The 18,124-nt window shown below is 69.2% G+C and carries 17 protein-coding genes; 7 read left to right on the forward strand and 10 right to left on the reverse strand.

Annotation, left to right across the window (positions count from 1 at the left end):
- Positions 1 to 215 precede the first annotated feature (215 nt).
- Positions 216 to 1,373, forward strand: coding sequence for an alkaline phosphatase PhoX (locus tag OG883_RS24210; protein ID WP_266544514.1), 1,158 nt, complete (start codon positions 216 to 218; stop codon positions 1,371 to 1,373).
- On the opposite strand, the gene OG883_RS24215 is transcribed toward OG883_RS24210, so the two are convergent.
- The 3 genes from OG883_RS24215 to dusB form a co-directional block, all read right to left on the reverse strand.
- Positions 1,343 to 2,362, reverse strand: coding sequence for a helix-turn-helix transcriptional regulator (locus OG883_RS24215; RefSeq protein WP_266544516.1), 1,020 nt, complete (start codon positions 2,360 to 2,362; stop codon positions 1,343 to 1,345). The genes OG883_RS24210 and OG883_RS24215 overlap by 31 nt on opposite strands.
- A 582-nt stretch (positions 2,363 to 2,944) precedes the next feature.
- Entirely contained in the window at positions 2,945 to 5,653 is a 2,709-nt protein-coding gene (ppdK, locus tag OG883_RS24220; protein WP_266544519.1) for a pyruvate, phosphate dikinase, read from the reverse strand.
- A 394-nt stretch (positions 5,654 to 6,047) separates the two neighbouring features.
- The gene (gene dusB, locus OG883_RS24225) at positions 6,048 to 7,199 is read right to left on the reverse strand and encodes a tRNA dihydrouridine synthase DusB (RefSeq protein ID WP_266544522.1); all 1,152 of its coding nucleotides are present in this window, start codon (positions 7,197 to 7,199) and stop codon (positions 6,048 to 6,050) included.
- Positions 7,200 to 7,251: 52 nt separating this feature from the next.
- Between dusB and OG883_RS24230 the strand changes: the two genes are divergently transcribed.
- Positions 7,252 to 8,706: an MFS transporter gene (locus tag OG883_RS24230; protein WP_266544525.1), complete on the forward strand. Its 1,455-nt coding sequence runs from the start codon at positions 7,252 to 7,254 to the stop codon at positions 8,704 to 8,706.
- 56 nt (positions 8,707 to 8,762) lie between these two features.
- Here the strand turns inward: OG883_RS24230 and OG883_RS24235 are convergent, their stop codons facing one another.
- The 4 genes from OG883_RS24235 to OG883_RS24250 all read right to left on the reverse strand — a co-directional run bounded on the left by OG883_RS24235 (position 8,763) and on the right by OG883_RS24250 (position 11,306).
- Positions 8,763 to 8,957 carry a DUF6243 family protein gene (locus OG883_RS24235; RefSeq protein WP_266544528.1) on the reverse strand — a complete coding sequence of 65 codons (195 nt, stop codon included), beginning with the start codon at positions 8,955 to 8,957 and terminating at the stop codon, positions 8,763 to 8,765.
- 205 nt (positions 8,958 to 9,162) lie between these two features.
- Entirely contained in the window at positions 9,163 to 9,366 is a 204-nt protein-coding gene (locus OG883_RS24240; protein ID WP_266544529.1) for a hypothetical protein, read from the reverse strand.
- A gap of 93 nt (positions 9,367 to 9,459) precedes the next feature.
- Positions 9,460 to 10,107 (reverse strand): response regulator transcription factor, encoded by a 648-nt coding sequence (locus tag OG883_RS24245; protein ID WP_266544532.1) that lies wholly within the window; start codon positions 10,105 to 10,107, stop codon positions 9,460 to 9,462.
- Positions 10,095 to 11,306 carry a sensor histidine kinase gene (locus OG883_RS24250; protein WP_266544535.1) on the reverse strand — a complete coding sequence of 404 codons (1,212 nt, stop codon included), beginning with the start codon at positions 11,304 to 11,306 and terminating at the stop codon, positions 10,095 to 10,097. The genes OG883_RS24245 and OG883_RS24250 overlap by 13 nt, the downstream gene beginning before the upstream one ends.
- Before the next feature lie 186 nt (positions 11,307 to 11,492).
- Here OG883_RS24250 and OG883_RS24255 point away from each other — a divergent pair, with 186 nt between their 5' ends.
- Positions 11,493 to 11,978 (forward strand): hypothetical protein, encoded by a 486-nt coding sequence (locus OG883_RS24255; RefSeq protein ID WP_266544538.1) that lies wholly within the window; start codon positions 11,493 to 11,495, stop codon positions 11,976 to 11,978.
- Between the two features lie 12 nt (positions 11,979 to 11,990).
- Here the strand turns inward: OG883_RS24255 and OG883_RS24260 are convergent, their stop codons facing one another.
- Complete coding sequence (locus tag OG883_RS24260; protein ID WP_266544540.1) at positions 11,991 to 13,373, reverse strand: glycine--tRNA ligase; 1,383 nt, start codon at positions 13,371 to 13,373, stop codon at positions 11,991 to 11,993.
- Between the two features lie 144 nt (positions 13,374 to 13,517).
- On the opposite strand from OG883_RS24260, the gene OG883_RS24265 reads away from it, so the two are divergent.
- The 4 genes from OG883_RS24265 (at position 13,518) to OG883_RS24280 (ending at position 16,713) form a co-directional block, all read left to right on the forward strand.
- A complete protein-coding gene (locus tag OG883_RS24265; protein ID WP_266544543.1) occupies positions 13,518 to 14,504 on the forward strand; it encodes a metal ABC transporter substrate-binding protein in 987 nt (328 codons plus the stop codon).
- 41 nt (positions 14,505 to 14,545) lie between these two features.
- Positions 14,546 to 15,304, forward strand: a complete 759-nt coding sequence (locus tag OG883_RS24270) for a metal ABC transporter ATP-binding protein (RefSeq protein ID WP_266544546.1) — start codon at positions 14,546 to 14,548, stop codon at positions 15,302 to 15,304.
- A gap of 2 nt (positions 15,305 to 15,306) precedes the next feature.
- Positions 15,307 to 16,200, forward strand: a complete 894-nt coding sequence (locus tag OG883_RS24275) for a metal ABC transporter permease (RefSeq protein ID WP_266544548.1) — start codon at positions 15,307 to 15,309, stop codon at positions 16,198 to 16,200.
- A gap of 75 nt (positions 16,201 to 16,275) precedes the next feature.
- Positions 16,276 to 16,713, forward strand: a complete 438-nt coding sequence (locus tag OG883_RS24280; RefSeq protein WP_266544551.1) for a Fur family transcriptional regulator — start codon at positions 16,276 to 16,278, stop codon at positions 16,711 to 16,713.
- 219 nt (positions 16,714 to 16,932) lie between these two features.
- On the opposite strand, the gene OG883_RS24285 is transcribed toward OG883_RS24280, so the two are convergent.
- Positions 16,933 to 17,268 (reverse strand): hypothetical protein, encoded by a 336-nt coding sequence (locus OG883_RS24285; RefSeq protein ID WP_266544554.1) that lies wholly within the window; start codon positions 17,266 to 17,268, stop codon positions 16,933 to 16,935.
- Positions 17,265 to 18,122 carry an isoprenyl transferase gene (locus OG883_RS24290; RefSeq protein WP_266544557.1) on the reverse strand — a complete coding sequence of 286 codons (858 nt, stop codon included), beginning with the start codon at positions 18,120 to 18,122 and terminating at the stop codon, positions 17,265 to 17,267. The genes OG883_RS24285 and OG883_RS24290 overlap by 4 nt, the downstream gene beginning before the upstream one ends.
- Between the last annotated feature and the right edge of the window lie 2 nt (positions 18,123 to 18,124).

The following is an 18,124-nucleotide window of genomic DNA, read 5'->3' on the forward strand; positions in this document are numbered from 1 at the left end:
CATGTCGTCATGTCGCCACGTCGCCACGTAGTCACTGTCACTGCCACGGCCGGCGCGACGGGACGGCGGGACGGCGCCGGGACCCCGATGACTCGACCGCTGCATGTCACCGGTTGTTGAGGCTCTGTCAATTCGGCAGTCTTAGGTTCCGGAAGCGCGCGACCCCGCGCGCCGGCCGGTGCTGCGGGGCGGTCACCAGCCCCCTGGAGTGACAAGTGGAACGTCGCAGTTTCCTGCGCGGAGCGGTCATCAGCACCTCCGCCGCCGCGTTCGGCGGCACCCTGTGGCGCGGAGCGGCGCACGCCGACCCCGCCCAGCCGGGCGCCGGTCCTTACGGGGCACTCGGCTCGGCGGACGCCAACGGCATCCAGCTGCCCGGCGGGTTCACCAGCAGGGTCGTCGCCCGCTCCGGGCAGACCGTCAGCGGCACCGCGTACACCTGGCACAACGCACCCGACGGCGGCGCCTGTTACACCGACGGCTCCGGCTGGATCTATGTCTCCAACTCGGAGATCAACCCCTCCGGCGGCGCCGGCGCGATCAGGTTCTCCTCCTCCGGGGCCATCACCGGCGCGTACCGCATCCTGTCGAACACCCGGCAGAACTGTGCGGGCGGGAAGACGCCGTGGAACACCTGGCTGTCCTGCGAGGAGGTCAGCCTCGGTTATGTCTACGAAGCCGACCCGTGGGGTGTGAACGCCGCCGTCCGCCGTGACGCGATGGGCCGGTTCAAGCACGAGGCGGCCGCCGCCGACCCGGTCCGCCAGGTGATCTATCTGACCGAGGACGAGTCCAACGGCTGCCTGTACCGGTTCGTCCCCACCACCTGGGGCAGCCTCGCCTTCGGCACGCTCCAGGTACTCAAGGCCGGCACGGCCACTTCGGGCAGCTTCACCTGGGCGAACGTGCCCGACCCCGACGGCTCCCCGACCGCGACCCGCAGCCAGGTCTCCGGTTCCAAGAAGTTCAACGGCGGGGAGGGCTGCCACTACGCCGACGACAAGGTGTGGTTCACCACCAAGGGCGACAACCGTGTCTGGCAGCTGAATCTGACGAACAGCACCTACGAGCTGGCCTACGACGACTCACTGGTCAGCGGCAGCGCACCGCTGACCGGCGTCGACAACATCACCGGCGCTTCCTCCGGCGATCTGTACGTCGCGGAGGACGGCGGCAGCATGGAGATCTGCATCATCACGCCGGACGACGTCGTCGCGCCGTTCCTGCGGATCAACGGCCAGTCCGGGTCCGAGATCACCGGACCGGCCTTCTCGCCCAACGGCACACGGCTGTACTTCTCCAGCCAGCGCGGCACGAGCGGCTCGTCGTCGGGCGGCATCACCTACGAGGTGACCGGACCGTTCCGGGCGTAGCCCGCGGCCTCCGGTGCGGCGCCGCCCCGCAGGAGGGCGGCGCCCAGCGGAGTGAGCGTGTGCAGGACGGCGTTGCCGTGGCGCAGCGTCACCACCAGGCCGGCCTCGCGCAGGACCGCCGCATGCTGGCTGGCGGAGGCGAGGGACACTCCTGCCCTGCGGGCCAGTTCACTGGTCGTACCGCCGTTGCGGATGGCCTGCAGGACGGCGGAGCGGGTGTGGCCGACGAGCTTGCCGAGCGAAGTGCCGCAGGCCTCGCCGAACGCCGGCTCGCAGGCGTGGGCGACGGGGTAGACCAGGACCGGCGGGAGCGCGGAGTTGCGGTAGACCACCGGGGTGCCGCGGCAGAAGAACGACGGCTGGAGCAGCAGACCCCGCCCGTTCAGATGCAGTTCGCGCTCGACGGGGTAGTCGGCCTCCAGGACCGGCGGCCGCCAGCGCAGCACCGGGGGCAGCGAGGCGAGCAGTTCGTCCGCGCCACCGTCCAGCAGCGCGCGGCCCCTGACGGCGCGGTCCGCCTCGACCCTGGCCTGGAGATGCGGCCAGTACGGCTCCACGGCCGCCCGGTAGTAGCTGCGCAGCACTCCGATGAGCCGCGCGAGCGGCTCGGACCTGCCCTCCGCGAGGGCGGCCAGCCGGCCGGGCAGTACTGGCACGGAGCCGCGGCGCGCGGCCACCAGAGCGAGCTCGGTGTGCAGGCGCCCGGGTGCCGTGGCACGCAGCGCCTCCAGCCCCGCGTCGAGCCCGTGCCGCGCCTCGGGGGGCGTCAGAAAGTCCGGGAAATAGCCCCGTGGGGGAACCAGCGCGGCAAGCAAGCGTGTTTCACCATTCAACCGGGCGCGCGTTTCCGAGCGCCATTCCCCGAAGACGGTGGCGCCGCGCCGGTCCCTCAATCGGTGAAAGCTGAGAATCGTTTCCCACAAAACATCCGGTCTGGCCGCCATCCTCACTCTCGCTAGGTCGTCCGCAGTGAAATGGATACGCAGCACCGAACCCCCACCTGGTTGCATCTGTTGCATCCGCAATCGCCCCGATCACTGAGTATGCATGCCATCACAGGACGTCACCACGGAGTTTCAGCCACAGTTGAAACGCCTCGCGGGGTCAGGTGTCCAACCGAAAGGCTGTACGACGTCGGGCACGAAACCTGTGTCACCGATGTGACGTCGCGAAGGCCGTGGGGGGCTTTGCGCGTCCGGCGGCGGTTGACGGAGGTTGCGGCTCCGTGTCCGGCACGGGTAATGGGGCGCGGTCGGCGGGTGGGGATCCGCAGGCCGCGCTCCGCCCAGTTCTTTGCGCAATGAATGGCAGAAATTCGATTGCTGTTGGACGTACGTAATTCAACAGGGAATCGGCGTGTGCCGGCGAATCAGCCTGTAGCGAATCGGGCCGTCGCGACCGGGGCCGCGCCGCAAAAGGACAAGCGGCAGGACAAGCGGATGGGGCGGGCGCCCCGCACAGGCGCCCGCCCCATCCTCTTTGGTGTTCCGGAGCCGCCACCGGACCGGTGAGGGTTGAGGTACCGGTCATCCGGGGGCAGGCCCCTGGACCCCGGTGACGGCTCCGGCGGTCTACCGGGAGTCGCTGCCGGTCGACTGGGCCGCCGCGCGGCCCGCCTCCAGCCGCGCCACCGGGATACGGAACGGCGAGCAGGACACGTAGTCCAGGCCCACCTCGTGGAAGAAGTGCACCGACTCGGGGTCGCCGCCGTGCTCACCGCAGACGCCCAGCTTCAGATCGGGGCGGGTGGCCCGGCCGGCCTCCACCGCGTCCCGTACGAGCTTGCCGACGCCGTCCTTGTCGATCGTCTCGAACGGGGAGACCCCGAAGATGCCCTTCTCCAGGTACGCGGTGAAGAAGCTCGCCTCGACGTCGTCGCGGGAGAAGCCCCACACGGTCTGGGTGAGGTCGTTCGTCCCGAAGGAGAAGAACTCCGCGGCCTCGGCGATCTGACCGGCGGTCAGCGCGGCGCGGGGCAGCTCGATCATCGTGCCGAGCTTGAGCCTGAGGTCGATGCCGGTGGCCTCCTGGACCTCGGCGATGACCTGCTCGGCCTCGTCGCGGACGATCTCCAGCTCCTGGACGGTGCCCACCAGCGGGATCATGATCTCCGGCCGCGGGTCGCCCTTGGCGTTCTTGCGCTCGGCCGCGGCCTCGGCGATCGCCCGTACCTGCATCGCGAACAGGCCGGGAATGACCAGACCCAGACGTACGCCGCGCAGGCCCAGCATCGGGTTCTGCTCGTGGAGCTTGTGCACGGCCTGAAGCAGGCGCAGGTCGTTCTCGTTGTGGTCCTTGCGGGCCTCGGCGAGGGCGACACGTACCGACAGCTCGGTGATGTCCGGCAGGAACTCGTGCAGCGGCGGGTCGAGCAGCCGGACGGTGACGGGCAGCCCGTCCATCGCCTCGAACAGCTCGATGAAGTCCTTCTTCTGGAGCGGCAGCAGGGCGCCCAGCGCCTGCTCGCGCTCGTCGTCGGTGTCGGCGAGGATCAGCTTCTCGACCATCTCGCGGCGCTCACCGAGGAACATGTGCTCGGTGCGGCACAGGCCGATGCCCTGCGCGCCGAACCGCCGTGCGCGCAGCGCGTCCTCGGCGTTGTCGGCGTTGGCGCGTACGCGCAGCCGCCGTACTCGGTCCGCGTACGCCATGATCCGGTGCACGGCGGCGACGAGCTCGTCGGCGTCGTCGGCGCCCGCGTGCATCCGGCCCTCGAAGTACTCGACGACCGGGGACGGCACGACCGGTACCTCACCGAGGTAGACCTTGCCGGTGGAGCCGTCGATGGAGACGACGTCACCCTCCTCGATGACGGTCTCGCCGACCGTGAGCCGGCGCCGCTTGGTGTCGACCTCGAGCTCCTCGGCGCCGCAGACACAGGTCTTGCCCATGCCCCGGGCGACGACGGCGGCGTGCGAGGTCTTGCCGCCGCGCGAGGTCAGGATGCCTTCGGCGGCGATCATGCCGTCGAGGTCGTCGGGGTTGGTCTCACGGCGGATGAGGATGACCTTCTCGCCGGAGCGCGACCACTTGACCGCGGTGTACGAGTCGAAGACGGCCTTGCCGACGGCCGCGCCCGGAGAGGCGGCGATACCGCGGCCGAGCAGCTCGGTCTTGGCCTGGTCGTCGAAGCGGGGGAACATCAGCTGCGCCAGCTGCGCGCCGTTGACGCGCTGGAGCGCCTCGGCCTCGTCGATGAGGCCCTGGTCGACCAGCTGGGTGGCGATACGGAAGGCGGCACCGGCGGTGCGCTTGCCGACGCGGGTCTGGAGCATCCACAGCTGGCCGCGCTCGATGGTGAACTCGATGTCGCACAGGTCCCTGTAGTGCGTCTCGAGGGTCTCCATGATCTGCATCAACTGGTCGTACGACTTCTTGTCGATGCTTTCCAGATCGGCGAGCGGCACGGTGTTGCGGATACCCGCGACGACGTCCTCGCCCTGGGCGTTCTGCAGGTAGTCGCCGTAGACGCCCTGGTGGCCGCTGGCGGGGTCGCGGGTGAAGGCGACGCCGGTGCCGGAGTCGGGGCCGAGGTTGCCGAAGACCATGGAGCAGATGTTGACGGCCGTGCCCAGGTCGCCGGGGATGCGCTCCTGGCGGCGGTAGAGCTTGGCGCGGTCGGTGTTCCACGACTCGAAGACCGAGCGGATCGCGAGGTCCATCTGCTCGCGCGGGTCCTGCGGGAAGTCGCGCCCGGCGTCGCGGGAGACGATCTTCTTGAACTGCTTGACCAGCTTCTTCAGATCGCCGGCGTCGAGGTCGGTGTCGACGGTGACCTTCTTGGCGGCCTTGGCCTCCTCGAGCGCCTCCTCGAAGAGTTCGCCGTCGACGCCCAGCACGGTCTTGCCGAACATCTGGATGAGGCGGCGGTACGAGTCCCACGCGAAGCGCTCGTCGCCGGCCTGCTGCGCGAGCCCGGCCACCGACTCGTCGGAGAGCCCGATGTTGAGAACGGTGTCCATCATGCCGGGCATGGAGAACTTCGCGCCGGAACGTACGGATACCAGAAGCGGGTCGTCGGCCTGGCCGAGCTTCTTGCCCATGGTCTGCTCGAGGGCGTCCAGGTGGGCGCTCACCTCGTCGCGCAGCGCGGCGGGCTCGTCACCACTGTCGAGGTAGCCCTTGCACGCCTCGGTGGTGATCGTGAAGCCGGGAGGGACGGGGAGCCCAAGGTTGGTCATCTCGGCGAGGTTCGCACCTTTACCGCCGAGCAGGTCCTTGAGGTCCCTGTTGCCCTCGGTGAAGTCGTAGACGAACTTCTGATCTTTGTTTTCCGACACGGGTCTCGACTCCTCGAGGACTCGGTGGCTGCCCTGACGGCGAGGAACATACCCAGATCGAAGGCGTCTGGGTATGTCCACTCGAGCGTCATACGGCCTTAACCACTCGTCCGCCAGCAGATCGAAAGCACCTGGGGAGGGCGAAGGCATGGACCCTTTGATTCAACTCTTGAAGACATCACTACGTGCGGTGGCATGATCAACCGATACCGCATACGCAGCGTCACATTTTGATCGATCATCTGAAGACCAAAGGGATGGCACTCAGTGCCACCCTTTGAGAGATGCAGCCGTCCGCAAAGTGCTCATCTGAGCGGACCCCCTATCAAGGGTGGCGAGAATCACGCCGCTCGGCCGGGCGAAATTCCATCATCCGGACCCGCGCCGGGGCCGGTCAGCCGCCTGACGTGTCGAGTTCCGCGTCCGCACCGACACCGGCGCAGTCGTACGGATCCTTCAGCCAGCCGTCCGGGAGCACGACCCGGTTGTTGCCCGACGTGCGCCCGCGCGGCCCGTCCGCGCCCACCGGCCACGGCTGGTCCAAATCGAGCTCGCTCAGATGAGCGTCTATCTCAGCGAGCGAAGAGGTGATCGCCAGCTTCTTGCGCATCTCCGAACCGACCGAGAACCCCTTGAGGTACCAGGCCACATGCTTACGGAAGTCGATCACGCCGCGCGCCTCGTCGCCGATCCACTCCCCCAGCAGCTCCGCGTGCCGCCGCATCACGACCGCGACCTCCTTGAGCGTCGGCGTCGCGTACGTCCCCGTCCCCTCGAAGCCCGCCACCAGATCGCCGAAGAGCCACGGCCGCCCCAGGCACCCGCGCCCCACGACCACCCCGTCGCAGCCCGTCTCGCGCATCATCCGCAGCGCGTCGTCCGCCGACCAGATGTCGCCGTTGCCCAGCACCGGGATCTCCGGGACGTGCTCCTTCAGCCGTGCGATCGCGTCCCAGTCGGCCGTACCGCCGTAGTGCTGCGCCGCCGTACGCCCGTGCAGCGCGATCGCCGTCACGCCCTCCTCGACCGCGATCCGGCCCGCGTCGAGATACGTGATGTGGTCGTCGTCGATGCCCTTGCGCATCTTCATCGTCACCGGCAGATCCCCGGCACCGGTGACCGCCTCGTGCAGGATCGCGCGCAGCAGCGGCCGCTTGTACGGAAGGGCGGAGCCGCCGCCCTTGCGCGTCACCTTCGGCACCGGGCAGCCGAAGTTCAGATCGATGTGGTCCGCCAGGTTCTCGTCCACGATCATCCGTACGGCCTTGCCGACCGTCGCGGGATCCACTCCGTACAACTGGATGGAGCGCGGCGTCTCGGTCTCGTCGAAGTGGATGAGCTGCATGGTCTTCTCATTGCGCTCGACCAGCGCCCGCGTCGTGATCATCTCGCTCACGAACAGCCCCTTGCCGCCGGAGAACTCACGGCAGAGAGTGCGGAAGGGCGCATTCGTGATGCCGGCCATGGGCGCGAGCACCACCGGCGGCTGGACGGCGTGCGGGCCGATCCTGAGCATCGAGGACGTGGACGGGGCGAGCGTGGTCATCCGCCCATTGTCGCGCACTGCCGGAGTCGTTCGTCAGACGTACGATCCGCGTATGCCCGAGCTCACACACCGGCGGCGGATGCTGGTGCTGGCGATCTGCTGCATGAGCCTGCTGATCGTCAGCCTGGACAACACCATCCTCAATGCCGCCCTGCCCGCGATGCAGAAGGAGCTGAACGCCTCCGTCGCCGGCATGCAGTGGACCATCGACGCCTACACCCTGGTCCTCGCCTCCCTGCTGATGCTCTCCGGCTCCACCGCCGACAGGATCGGCCGTCGCAAGGTCTTCCAGACCGGGCTCGCTCTCTTCACCCTCGGCTCGCTGCTCTGCTCCCTCGCCCCCAGCCTCGAATCGCTCGTCGTCTTCCGCATGGTGCAGGCCGTCGGCGGCTCGATGCTCAACCCCGTCGCGATGTCGATCATCACCAACACCTTCACCGAGCCGCGCGAGCGCGCCCGTGCCATCGGAGTGTGGGGCGGGGTCGTCGGCATCTCCATGGCCGCGGGGCCGCTCGTCGGCGGAATCCTGGTCGACACCGTCGGATGGCGCTCTGTCTTCTGGGTGAATCTGCCCGTCGGAATCGCGGCGATGCTGCTCACCTGGCGCTATGTACAGGAGTCCCGCGCGCCCCGGCCGCGCCGCTCCGACCCGGTCGGCCAGCTGCTGGTCATCGCGCTGCTCGGCTCACTGACGTACGCGATCATCGAAGCGCCCACGGCAGGCTGGACCTCGCCGCTGATCCTCACCCTCGGTGTGGTCACGGTCCTCTCGCTCGCCGGACTGCTGCTGTACGAACCCAGGCGCGCCGAGCCCCTCATCGATCTGCGTTTCTTCCGCAGCGCACCGTTCAGCGGCGCCACCGTCATCGCGGTGTGCGCGTTCGCCTCGCTCGGCGGCTTCCTCTTCATCAACACCCTGTACCTGCAGGACGTCCGCGGTCTGACCGCTCTGCACGCCGGTCTCTACATGCTGCCGATGGCGGCTATGACCTTCGTCTGCGCGCCCGTGTCGGGACGGCTCGTCGGCAGCCGCGGTCCCCGCCTCCCGCTGCTGATCGGGGGCATCGCCATGGCGGCATGCGGTGTGCTGTTCGCCGCGTTCGAGGCCGAGAGGTCCGACGGGCTGCTCTTCCTCGGGTACGCGCTGTTCGGCCTCGGCTTCGGCATGGTGAATGCGCCGATCACCAACACCGCCGTTTCCGGAATGCCCCGCTCCCAGGCCGCGGTGGCCGCCGCTGTCGCCTCGACCAGCCGGCAGGTCGGCCAGACGCTCGGTGTCGCCGTCATCGGGGCGGTACTGGCGGCCGGAGTGTCCGCCGCGTCCTACACCGACGGCTTCGCCGAGGCGAGCCGCCCCGCCTGGTGGGTGATCGTCGGATGCGGGCTGTGCGTCCTGGTGGTGGGGGCGCTGACCAGCGGAGCCTGGGCTCGGGAGACGGCACGGCGCACCGCCGAGCGGCTGGAGGCCCCGGAGCGGGAGAAGTCGCCGTCCCCCGCGCGCGCATAGCCCGGACATGACCGTGGGCCCGGACCGCGTCGTGCGGTCCGGGCCCACGGTCATGATCAGGCCTGCTCGTCCTGCGGCGCCTCCGACTGGCCCTGGGCGCGCTCGCGCATCTTGCGTACGAGGTCCTGCTTCTGCTCGGCGGCCGTCTTGCGATCGGCGTTGCGCGCGGGACCGTTGCCCTGCTGATCGGCGCGGGACAGCTTCTTGCGCTGTCCGCCCACGCCGAGGAGATTGTTCCGGCTCTTGGCCACGGGGTTCTCCGTCGTGGTGAGAAGTGACTTCGGGAATCGTCAGATGGGGGCGGGGGTGGACCGCCGCCCTCTCACTCGTAGATCTGGAAGAACGAAGACATGCAGGTGACGGTACCCCGCCGGAGAGCGTCTCGGTACCAGTTTTCGGGCGAGCGCCGTCGGCCGACGACGTGACGGGCCCGCTGCCACGAGCGCGTGGGAGGGGTCAGGCGCCGGGGTCCACCGTCGCCTGATGCGCCCCGGCCAGGTGCTCCTCGGCCTTGAGCCACGGCAGGAACTGCGCCCCCTTGCGCCAGCCGCATGTGACGCAGGTCAGCATCCGCTGCATCCCCGACTTCTGGACGTGGACGACATGCTCGCGGCCGTGCTGATCCCATCTGCTGACCTTGCTGGTGGTCGTGGACGGCATCGCTCCTCCTGGTGATGATTGCGCCCAGTGTGCAGTACGGACAACATCAACAGGGTTTTCTTCTCGCCCCGTTGTCCAGGCTTCACTTCGTGCTCAGGCGCCCCGCTCCAGAAAACGCAGCACCGCCAGCACCCGGCGGTGGTCGGCGTCGGCGCGTGGCAGGTCCAGCTTGGCGAGGATGCTGTTGATGTGCTTGGCCACGGCGCTCTCGCTGACCACCAGCCGGCCCGCGATTCCTGCGTTGGAGCGCCCCTCCGCCATCAGCGCGAGCACCTCCCGTTCGCGCTCGGTCAGCCGCTCCAGCGGATCGCTCTGCCGTCGCACCAGCAGCTGTGCGACGACCTGAGGGTCCAGGGCCGTTCCGCCCTCGGCGACCCGCCGCAGCACCTCGATGAACTCCTCGACGTCCGCGATCCGTTGCTTGAGGAGGTAGCCGACGCCGCTGGTGTGGGTGGCGAGCAGCTCGGCGGCGTACCGCTCCTCGACGTACTGCGAGAGCATCAGTACCGCGGTCTGCGGCCACTGCCGCCGAAGCTGCAGTGCGGCACGTACGCCCTCGTCGGTGAAGCCCGGCGGCATCCGGACGTCGACGACGGCGATGTCCGGGCGGTGTTCCTCGACCGCGGCCAACAGCGCCTGTGCATCGCCGACTTCCGCGGCGACCTCGAATCCGGCCATCTCCAGGATCTTGACCACGCCGACCCTGAGCAGTACGGAATCCTCGGCAATCACGGCACGCACGGCAGCTCCACGGTCATGGCGGTCGGGCCCCCGGTGGGGCTGCTCATCCGGAAGGTCCCGTCGACGGATCCCACGCGCTGGGAGAGCCCCTTGAGGCCGGTGCCGCCGGACGGGTCGGCACCTCCGACGCCGTCGTCGGCGATGACCACGCGCAGCAACTCTCCCAGCCGGGACACGGTCACATCGGCGCGGGTGGCGCGGGCGTGCTTGGCGATGTTGGTCAGCGCTTCGGAGACGACGAAGTAGGCGACGGCCTCGACGGCGGGCGCCGCGCGCCGGGTCATGTCGACACGCAGCCGTACGGGCAGGGGCGCCCGGGCGGCCAGTCCCGACAGGGCGGCGTCCAGGCCGAGTTCGTCCAGTACGGCCGGGTGCAGGCCCCGTACGAGGGTGTTGAGCTCCTCGATCGATTCCTTGGCTTCGCGGTGTGCGTCGTCGATGACCTGCCGGGCCTCGGGTGGCAGGTCCTTGAGCGTGATTTTGGCGATACCCAGGTTGAGGGCGAGCGAGACGAGCCGTTGCTGGGCGCCGTCGTGCAGATTCCGTTCGATGCGGCGGCGTTCGGCATCGGCGGCGTCGACGGCTCCGGCCCGGCTTTCCGTGAGGTCCTCGACCCGCTGCTTGAGCTCTTCGGCCGGGCCGTCCTTGAGCAGCCCGGGGGCGATGCGGTTCTCGAGGCGTACGAGCGCTCCGGCGAGGCCCGGCGTGGCGGACAGTGCGAGGACGCCCGCGGCCATGACGTAGGCGGCCTGGGTGGTGTAACCGGGGTGGCCTGTCCGCCAGTCCACCGGCAGCAGCATGATCCACGCGTAGACGGTGGTCGCGGCCGTGCCCGCGACCAGCAGGGCGAGTACGAGCAGTTCGAGTACGCCGAGGCAGGGCGCCACGAGGCAGTTGTAGCCGAGCTGCCGCCCGGCGACGGCGAACCGCAGCCGGGGCAGATCCACTCCGCACAGTTCCCGGTAGCGCCACCGGTGGGCTTGGGTGAGCCCGAATCCGGCGATGACGATCAGGGCGGCGGGGACGGGCAGGACCGCCGGGGCTGCGCTGGACGTTCCTTGCACGGTCCGGGCGATGAGCGTCACGGCCCACAGGAACAGCGGCGCGGTGATCAGGTGCAGTGGCACCCCGGAGGCGATGAAGAGGAGGTCGCGCCGCAGCCACGTGAGTGAGCGGCGCAGCCGGGGCGGGATGGTCATGATCCAACCGTATGTGCCGGCGTCGGCCTGCGGCGAGGAGGCCAGTTACCGGATCGGGGGTGCAACTGGTGCCACCCCAAGTGGGCAAGCAGTGTTACTGACTGTGCGCGCCCGGAACTGGAGTGTTGATCACGAGCCCGACGGCCGGGTTCGTGACGTTCGTGACAGCGGAACGAGGCACACTCCATGGCTCTCCTCGCCTTCAACTCCCCCTGCGGAACAGCCCGGTTGCGCACCTGGCAGGCCCGGCTGCTGACCGGTGCCGGCCTTGCGCTGCTGCCGTGGATGGGGTTCCTCGCCGCGACCCTGCCGCCGGGCCGGGCGGCGGCGTGGGTGGCGCTCGACTCCCTGGAGGCGGCCTGTCTGCTGACGGCGGGTACCCGGCTCGCTCGGGGCGGGGGCGGCCATCGGGTGGCGGCGGCCGGCGCCGCGCTGCTGCTGGCGGCGGACGCGTGCGCGGATGTGCTGACGTCGGCACCGGGCACCGAGCTGGCGGCGGCCGTGGCGATGGCCGTGTGTGCGGAGCTGCCGCTGGCGGGCCTGTGCGCGTTCCTTGCCGTACGGGCGCATCCAGAGGACGGCCCGGCACATGCACAGGCCGTACGGGCGCATGCGAAGGACGGCCCGGCACATGCGAAGGCCGGCCGGGCGCCTGGCCCGGCCGGCCTGTGAGTCTCGCGGTGGTCAGCAGCCGAGCAGGCGGCTGCCCAGGTAGCCCTGGATCTGGTCCAGGGAGACGCGCTCCTGCTTCATGGTGTCGCGCTCGCGCACGGTGACCGCGTTGTCGTCGAGGGTGTCGAAGTCGACGGTGACGCAGAACGGCGTGCCGATCTCGTCCTGGCGGCGGTAGCGGCGGCCGATGGCGCCCGCGTCGTCGAACTCGATGTTCCAGTTCTTGCGCAGGTCGGTGGCGAGGCCCTTGGCCTTCGGCGAGAGCTGCGGGTTGCGGGAGAGCGGCAGCACAGCGACCTTGACCGGCGCGAGACGCGGGTCGAGGCGCATCACGGTGCGCTTCTCCATGACGCCCTTGGCGTTGGGGGCCTCGTCCTCGTTGTACGCGTCGAGGAGGAAGGCGAGCATCGCGCGGCCGACACCGGCGGCGGGCTCGATGACGTACGGCGTCCAGCGCTCGCCGGCTTCCTGGTCGAAGTACGACAGGTCGGTGCCGGAGGCCTTGGAGTGCGCGGAGAGGTCGAAGTCGGTGCGGTTGGCGACGCCCTCGAGCTCGCCCCATTCGCTGCCGCCGAAGCTGAAGCGGTACTCGATGTCGGCGGTGCGCTTGGAGTAGTGGGAGAGCTTCTCGGCCGGGTGCTCGTACCAGCGCATGTTCTCCTCACGGAGACCAAGATCGCGGTACCAGTTCCAGCGCTGCTCCATCCAGTATTCCTGCCACTGCTCGTCCTCGCCCGGCTTGACGAAGAATTCCATCTCCATCTGCTCGAACTCGCGGGTGCGGAAGATGAAGTTGCCCGGAGTGATCTCGTTCCGGAAGGACTTGCCCATCTGCGCGATGCCGAACGGCGGCTTCTTGCGGGAAGTCTGCTGCACCTGGCCGAAGTTGGTGAAGATGCCCTGGGCGGTCTCGGGGCGCAGGTAGGCGACGGAGCCGGTGTCCTGGGTGGGGCCGAGGTGGGTGGAGAGCAGGCCGGAGAAGCTCTTGGGCTCGGTGAAGGTGCCCTTGTTGCCGCAGTTGGGGCAGTTGAGGTCGGCGAGGCCGTTCGCGGGGGCCTTGCCGTGCTTCTCCTCGTACGCCTCTTCCAGGTGGTCGGCGCGGAAACGCTTGTGGCAGGAGGTGCACTCGGTGAGCGGGTCGGTGAAGGTGGCGACGTGGCCGGAGGCCTCCCAGACCTCGCTGGCCAGGATCACCGACGAGTCGATACCGACGACGTCCTCGCGCGAGGTGACCATGTAGCGCCACCACTGGCGCTTGATGTTCTCCTTCAGCTCGACACCCAGCGGCCCGTAGTCCCAGGCGGCCTTCTGGCCGCCGTAGATCTCGCTGCACGGGTAGACGAAGCCACGGCGCTTGCTCAGGTTGACGATGGTGTCGATCTTGTCGGCGGCCACGGTGCTCTCTTCATTACGACGACGACGAACGGCGAATGCTTCAGGTTACCGGCGGCCGCACCCCTTGGATCAAATCGGTTCGGGGTTGAGGCAGCTCAGGGGCTTTGTTGACAATCGTTTCCAGTTTTGTTGAAAATGAGTGTCATGAACGTACGCCGCCTCATACCCACCACCGCCGTCGCCGGAGCCGTCGCACTCGGCCTCATGGCCGTGTCCGCCTGCTCCACCTCCGGCACCACGGACGGCAAGGACGGCGAAGGCAGGCTGAAGGTGGTGGCGTCGTTCTATCCCATGCAGTACCTGGCCGAGGAGATAGGCGGCGACCACGTCTCCGTCTCCACCCTCACCAAGCCGGGCATCGAGCCGCACGACCTGGAGCTCAAGCCCCGCCAGACCGCCGAGCTGAACGAGGCGGGCTACATCCTCTCCCTCAAGGGCGTCCAGCCCGCGGTCGACGAGGCCATCGCCCAGTCCGAGGCGAAGAACAAGATCGACGCCGCCACCCTCACCACGCTGGAGAAGCACGGGACCGAGGGCGGTCACAGCCACGAGGGCGAGGAGCCCGGCCACGACGAGCACGGCGACGAGCACGCGGGCGAGGGCGAAGCCGGAGGCGATCCGCACATCTGGCTCGACCCGGTGAAGTACGCCGAGGTCGCCAAGGGCGTCGGAAAGTCTCTCGAGAAGGCCGACCCGGACCACGCCGCGGACTACCGGAAGAACACCGCCGCACTGGTCACCAAGCTCGACGGGCTGCATGCGAAGTACGAATCGGGCCTGAAGAACACGGCCACCAAGACCTTCATCACCACCCACTCCGCCTTCGGCTACCTCGCCGAGCGTTACGGCCTGGACCAGGAGGGCATCGCGGGCATCGACCCCGAGTCCGATCCCAGCCCGGCCCGCATCAAGGAGCTCCAGGCCATCGCGGAGAAGGACAAGGTCACCACCGTCTTCTTCGAGACGCTCGCCAGCGACAAGACCGCCAAGACCCTCGCCCAGGACACCGGCCTGAAGACGGACGTCCTCGATCCGCTCGAAGGAATCACGGACAAGTCCAAGGGCGCCGACTACGTCGAGGTCATGGAGTCCAACCTCGCCGCGCTGGAGAAGGCACTCGGCGCGAAGTGACATCCGCAGTGACACGCACAGCAGCATCGGAGGCACGAGCCATGGAGCCCGTCATATCCGTCCGCGGGGCCCAGGCCACGCTCGGCTCGCGCCCGGTTCTGCGCGGCATCGACCTCACCGTCCAGCCCGGTGAGGTCGTCGCCCTGCTCGGCGCCAACGGCTCGGGCAAGTCCACCGCCGTACGGTCCGTGATCGGCCAGGTGCCGCTCACCGGCGGCGAGATCACGCTGTTCGGCACCCCGCTGAGCCGCTTCCGCCAGTGGGCCCGTGTCGGCTACGTACCGCAGCGCACCACCGCGGCGAGCGGTGTACCGGCGACCGTGCGCGAAGTCGTCTCCTCGGGACGTCTGTCCCGTACGCGCCTCGGCCGCCTCTCCCGGGCCGACAGGGCCGCCGTGAAGCGTGCCATCGAGCTCGTCGGACTCACCGACCGCGCCAAGGACTCCGTGAGCGCACTCTCCGGCGGCCAGCACCAGCGGGTGCTGATCGCCCGCGCGCTCGCCTCCGAGCCCGAGCTGCTGATCATGGACGAGCCGATGGCAGGGGTGGACCTGCACAGCCAGGACGTCCTCGCCGGGACGCTGCGCGAGCAGGTCGCGGCCGGGACCACGGTGCTGCTCGTCCTGCATGAGCTGGGCGCGCTGGAGCCGCTGATCGACCGCGCTGTGGTGCTGCGCGACGGCTGCGTGGTCCATGACGGGCCGCCGCCCCAGGCCGTGGGCCAGCATGCGCTGCCCGGCCACGACCATGTACATCCGCACGCGGCCGACGAGCCGCTCCGCACAGGACTGCTGACCTGATCATGGAAATCCTCGAGTCCGCGTTCATGCAACGGGCGCTCATCGCGGCCGTGCTGGTCGGCATCACCGCCCCCGCCGTCGGCATCTATCTGGTGCAGCGCCGGCAGGCGCTGATGGGCGACGGCATCGGCCATGTCGCGATGACCGGTGTCGGCCTGGGCTTCCTGCTCTCGACCAACCCGGTGTGGATGGCGACGATCGTCGCGGTCGCCGGCTCGATCACGATGGAGCTGATCCGGGCGTACGGCCGCACCCGCGGTGACATCGCGCTGGCGATGCTCTTCTACGGCGGCATGGCGGGCGGTGTCCTGCTGATCAACCTCTCGGACACCGGGTCCACGGCCAATCTCAGCTCGTTCCTGTTCGGCTCGCTGTCCACGGTCTCCGAGGAGGACCTCACTGCAATCGTGCTGCTGGCCGCGTTCGTGGTGCTGGTCTCGCTGGGGCTGCGCCGGCAGCTGTTCGCGGTCAGCCAGGACGAGGATTTCGCGCGGGTGACGGGGCTGCCGGTGCGGGCTCTGAACCTGCTCATCGCCGTCACCGCCGCTGTCACCGTCAGCGTGGCGATGCGCGTGGTCGGGCTGCTGCTGGTCAGCGCACTGATGGTGGTGCCGGTGGCCGCGGCCCAGCAGATCACGCGGTCCTTCAAGGCCACGTTCACTGTTGCCGTGGTGATCGGCGTGGCCGTCTCCCTGGCCGGAACCACCACGTCGTACTACCAGGATGTGCCGCCCGGCGCGACGATCGTGCTGCTCGCCATCGCGGTCTTCATCGGGCTGACCGTGCTGGCCACCCCCCTGGCGAGACGGCGGGCGCATGCCTTGGAGGCCAACGAGGCGGAGTGCACCATGGATGTGCCGGGCGCACCGCGGCCGAGTGACGACGTCAAGGTCTGAGCGACGGAGTCAAGCTCCGCCCGCGGGCCTGGCAGAATAGCCCGACATCTGTGCGGGCAATGCGAGGAGGCACCTGTGACCACGGCGCCAATCGGCGGTAACACCGCCCCGGTGCGAGGCCGGTCGACCCGGCAGCGTGCCGCGGTGGCTGCGGCGCTCGACGAGGTGGATGAGTTCCGCAGCGCGCAGGATCTGCACGACATGCTCAAGCACCGCGGCGACTCGGTCGGTCTGACCACGGTCTACCGCACCCTGCAGTCCCTCGCCGACGCGGGCGAGGTGGATGTACTGCGTACCAGCGACGGCGAGTCCGTGTACCGGCGCTGCTCGACCGACGACCATCACCACCACCTGGTGTGCCGGGTCTGCGGCAAGGCGGTGGAGGTCGAGGGCCCCGCGGTGGAGCAGTGGGCGGAGGCGGTGGCGGCCCAGCACGGCTACGTCAATGTGGCGCACACGGTCGAGATCTTCGGTACGTGCGCCGAGTGCGCGAGCTCCTCGCCGGAGGGCTGACCCGGGCCCTCGCCGGCGGGCCGACCGGAGCTCCTCGCCCGAGGGGCGTGCCACAACCCTTCGCCGGATCGCCGACCCGAGCTCCTCGCCCGAGGGCGGTGCCGCAACCCTTCGCCGGGTTGCGCGGCTCGGCCTCGCTTGTCCTCAACCGCCGGGCGGGCTGGTCCTCCCAGCCTGCCGGAAGTCCCCCGGGCACCCGGACGAGGCCCGGGGCACTTCCTAGCGGTCGTAGCAGTCGTACGAGCCGTCGTCGTTGCGGCCGACGCTGTTGTAGTCGGAGCAGTGCAGCATCGGCGCGACGGTGTACGCCCGCCAGGCGAGCGCCGCGCCGATGCACAGCGCCACGACGAGCGCGCCGCGCGAGCGCCTGCCGAAGAGGGCGTACCCGCCCGCGGTGAACCCCGCGGCGAGTACGCCGAAGAAGACGGCGAAGCCTGCGAGGTTGTCGCGCAGGCCGACGAACGTCTCCATCTCGATCGTGAACATGAAGCTGAGCACCGCGAGCAGCGCCCCGCACGCGAAGAGCACGGCGCCACCGCATCCGCGAGCCGTCATGCAGAGGTGTCCCCGGGCGTACCCTCGGGCCGGCCGCGCATCGCCTCGAGCTCCTCGTTGGGGATCGCACCGCCGAAGCGGCGGTCGCGCTGGGCGAATTCGAGGCAGGCGCGCCACAGGTCACGGCGGTCGAAGTCCGGCCACAGCACGTCCTGGAAGACCATCTCGGCGTAACTGCTCTGCCAGATCAGGTAGTTGGAGGTGCGCTGCTCGCCGCTGGGGCGCAGGAACAGGTCGACGTCCGGCATGTCCGGGTAGTAGAGGTACTTCTGGATGGTCTTCTCGGAGACCTTCGACGGGTCGAGCTTGCCCGCCTTGACGTCCGCGGCGATGGCCGCGGCGGCGTCGGCGAGCTCGGCGCGGCCGCCGTAGTTGACGCAGAAGTACAGCGTCATCGCGTCGTTGTTCTTGGTCTGCTCCTGGGCGATCTGGAGCTCCTGAACGACCGACTTCCACATCTTGGGCATCCGGCCGACCCAGCGGATACGGATGCCGAGCTCGTCCATCTCGTCGCGGCGGCGGCGGATGACGTCCCGGTTGAAGTTCATCAGGAAGCGCACCTCGTCGGGCGAGCGCTTCCAGTTTTCCGTGGAGAAGGCGTACAGCGAGAGGTTCTTCACGCCCATCTCGATGCAGCCCTTGAGGACGTCGAGGACGACGCCCTCGCCGACCTTGTGCCCCTCGGTGCGCGGCAGCCCGCGCTCCTTGGCCCAGCGGCCGTTGCCGTCCATGACGCACGCCACATGGTTCGGCACGAGCTCGCCCGGGATCTTCGGCGGACGCGCGCCGGAGGGGTGCGGCTCGGGGACCTTGTACTCGCGGCGGGACCGGCCCAGGATTCCGCGTCGTGCCATGC

Origin of the sequence: Streptomyces sp. NBC_01142 (genome assembly GCF_026341125.1) — a bacterium.
Taxonomy (GTDB): domain Bacteria; phylum Actinomycetota; class Actinomycetes; order Streptomycetales; family Streptomycetaceae; genus Streptomyces.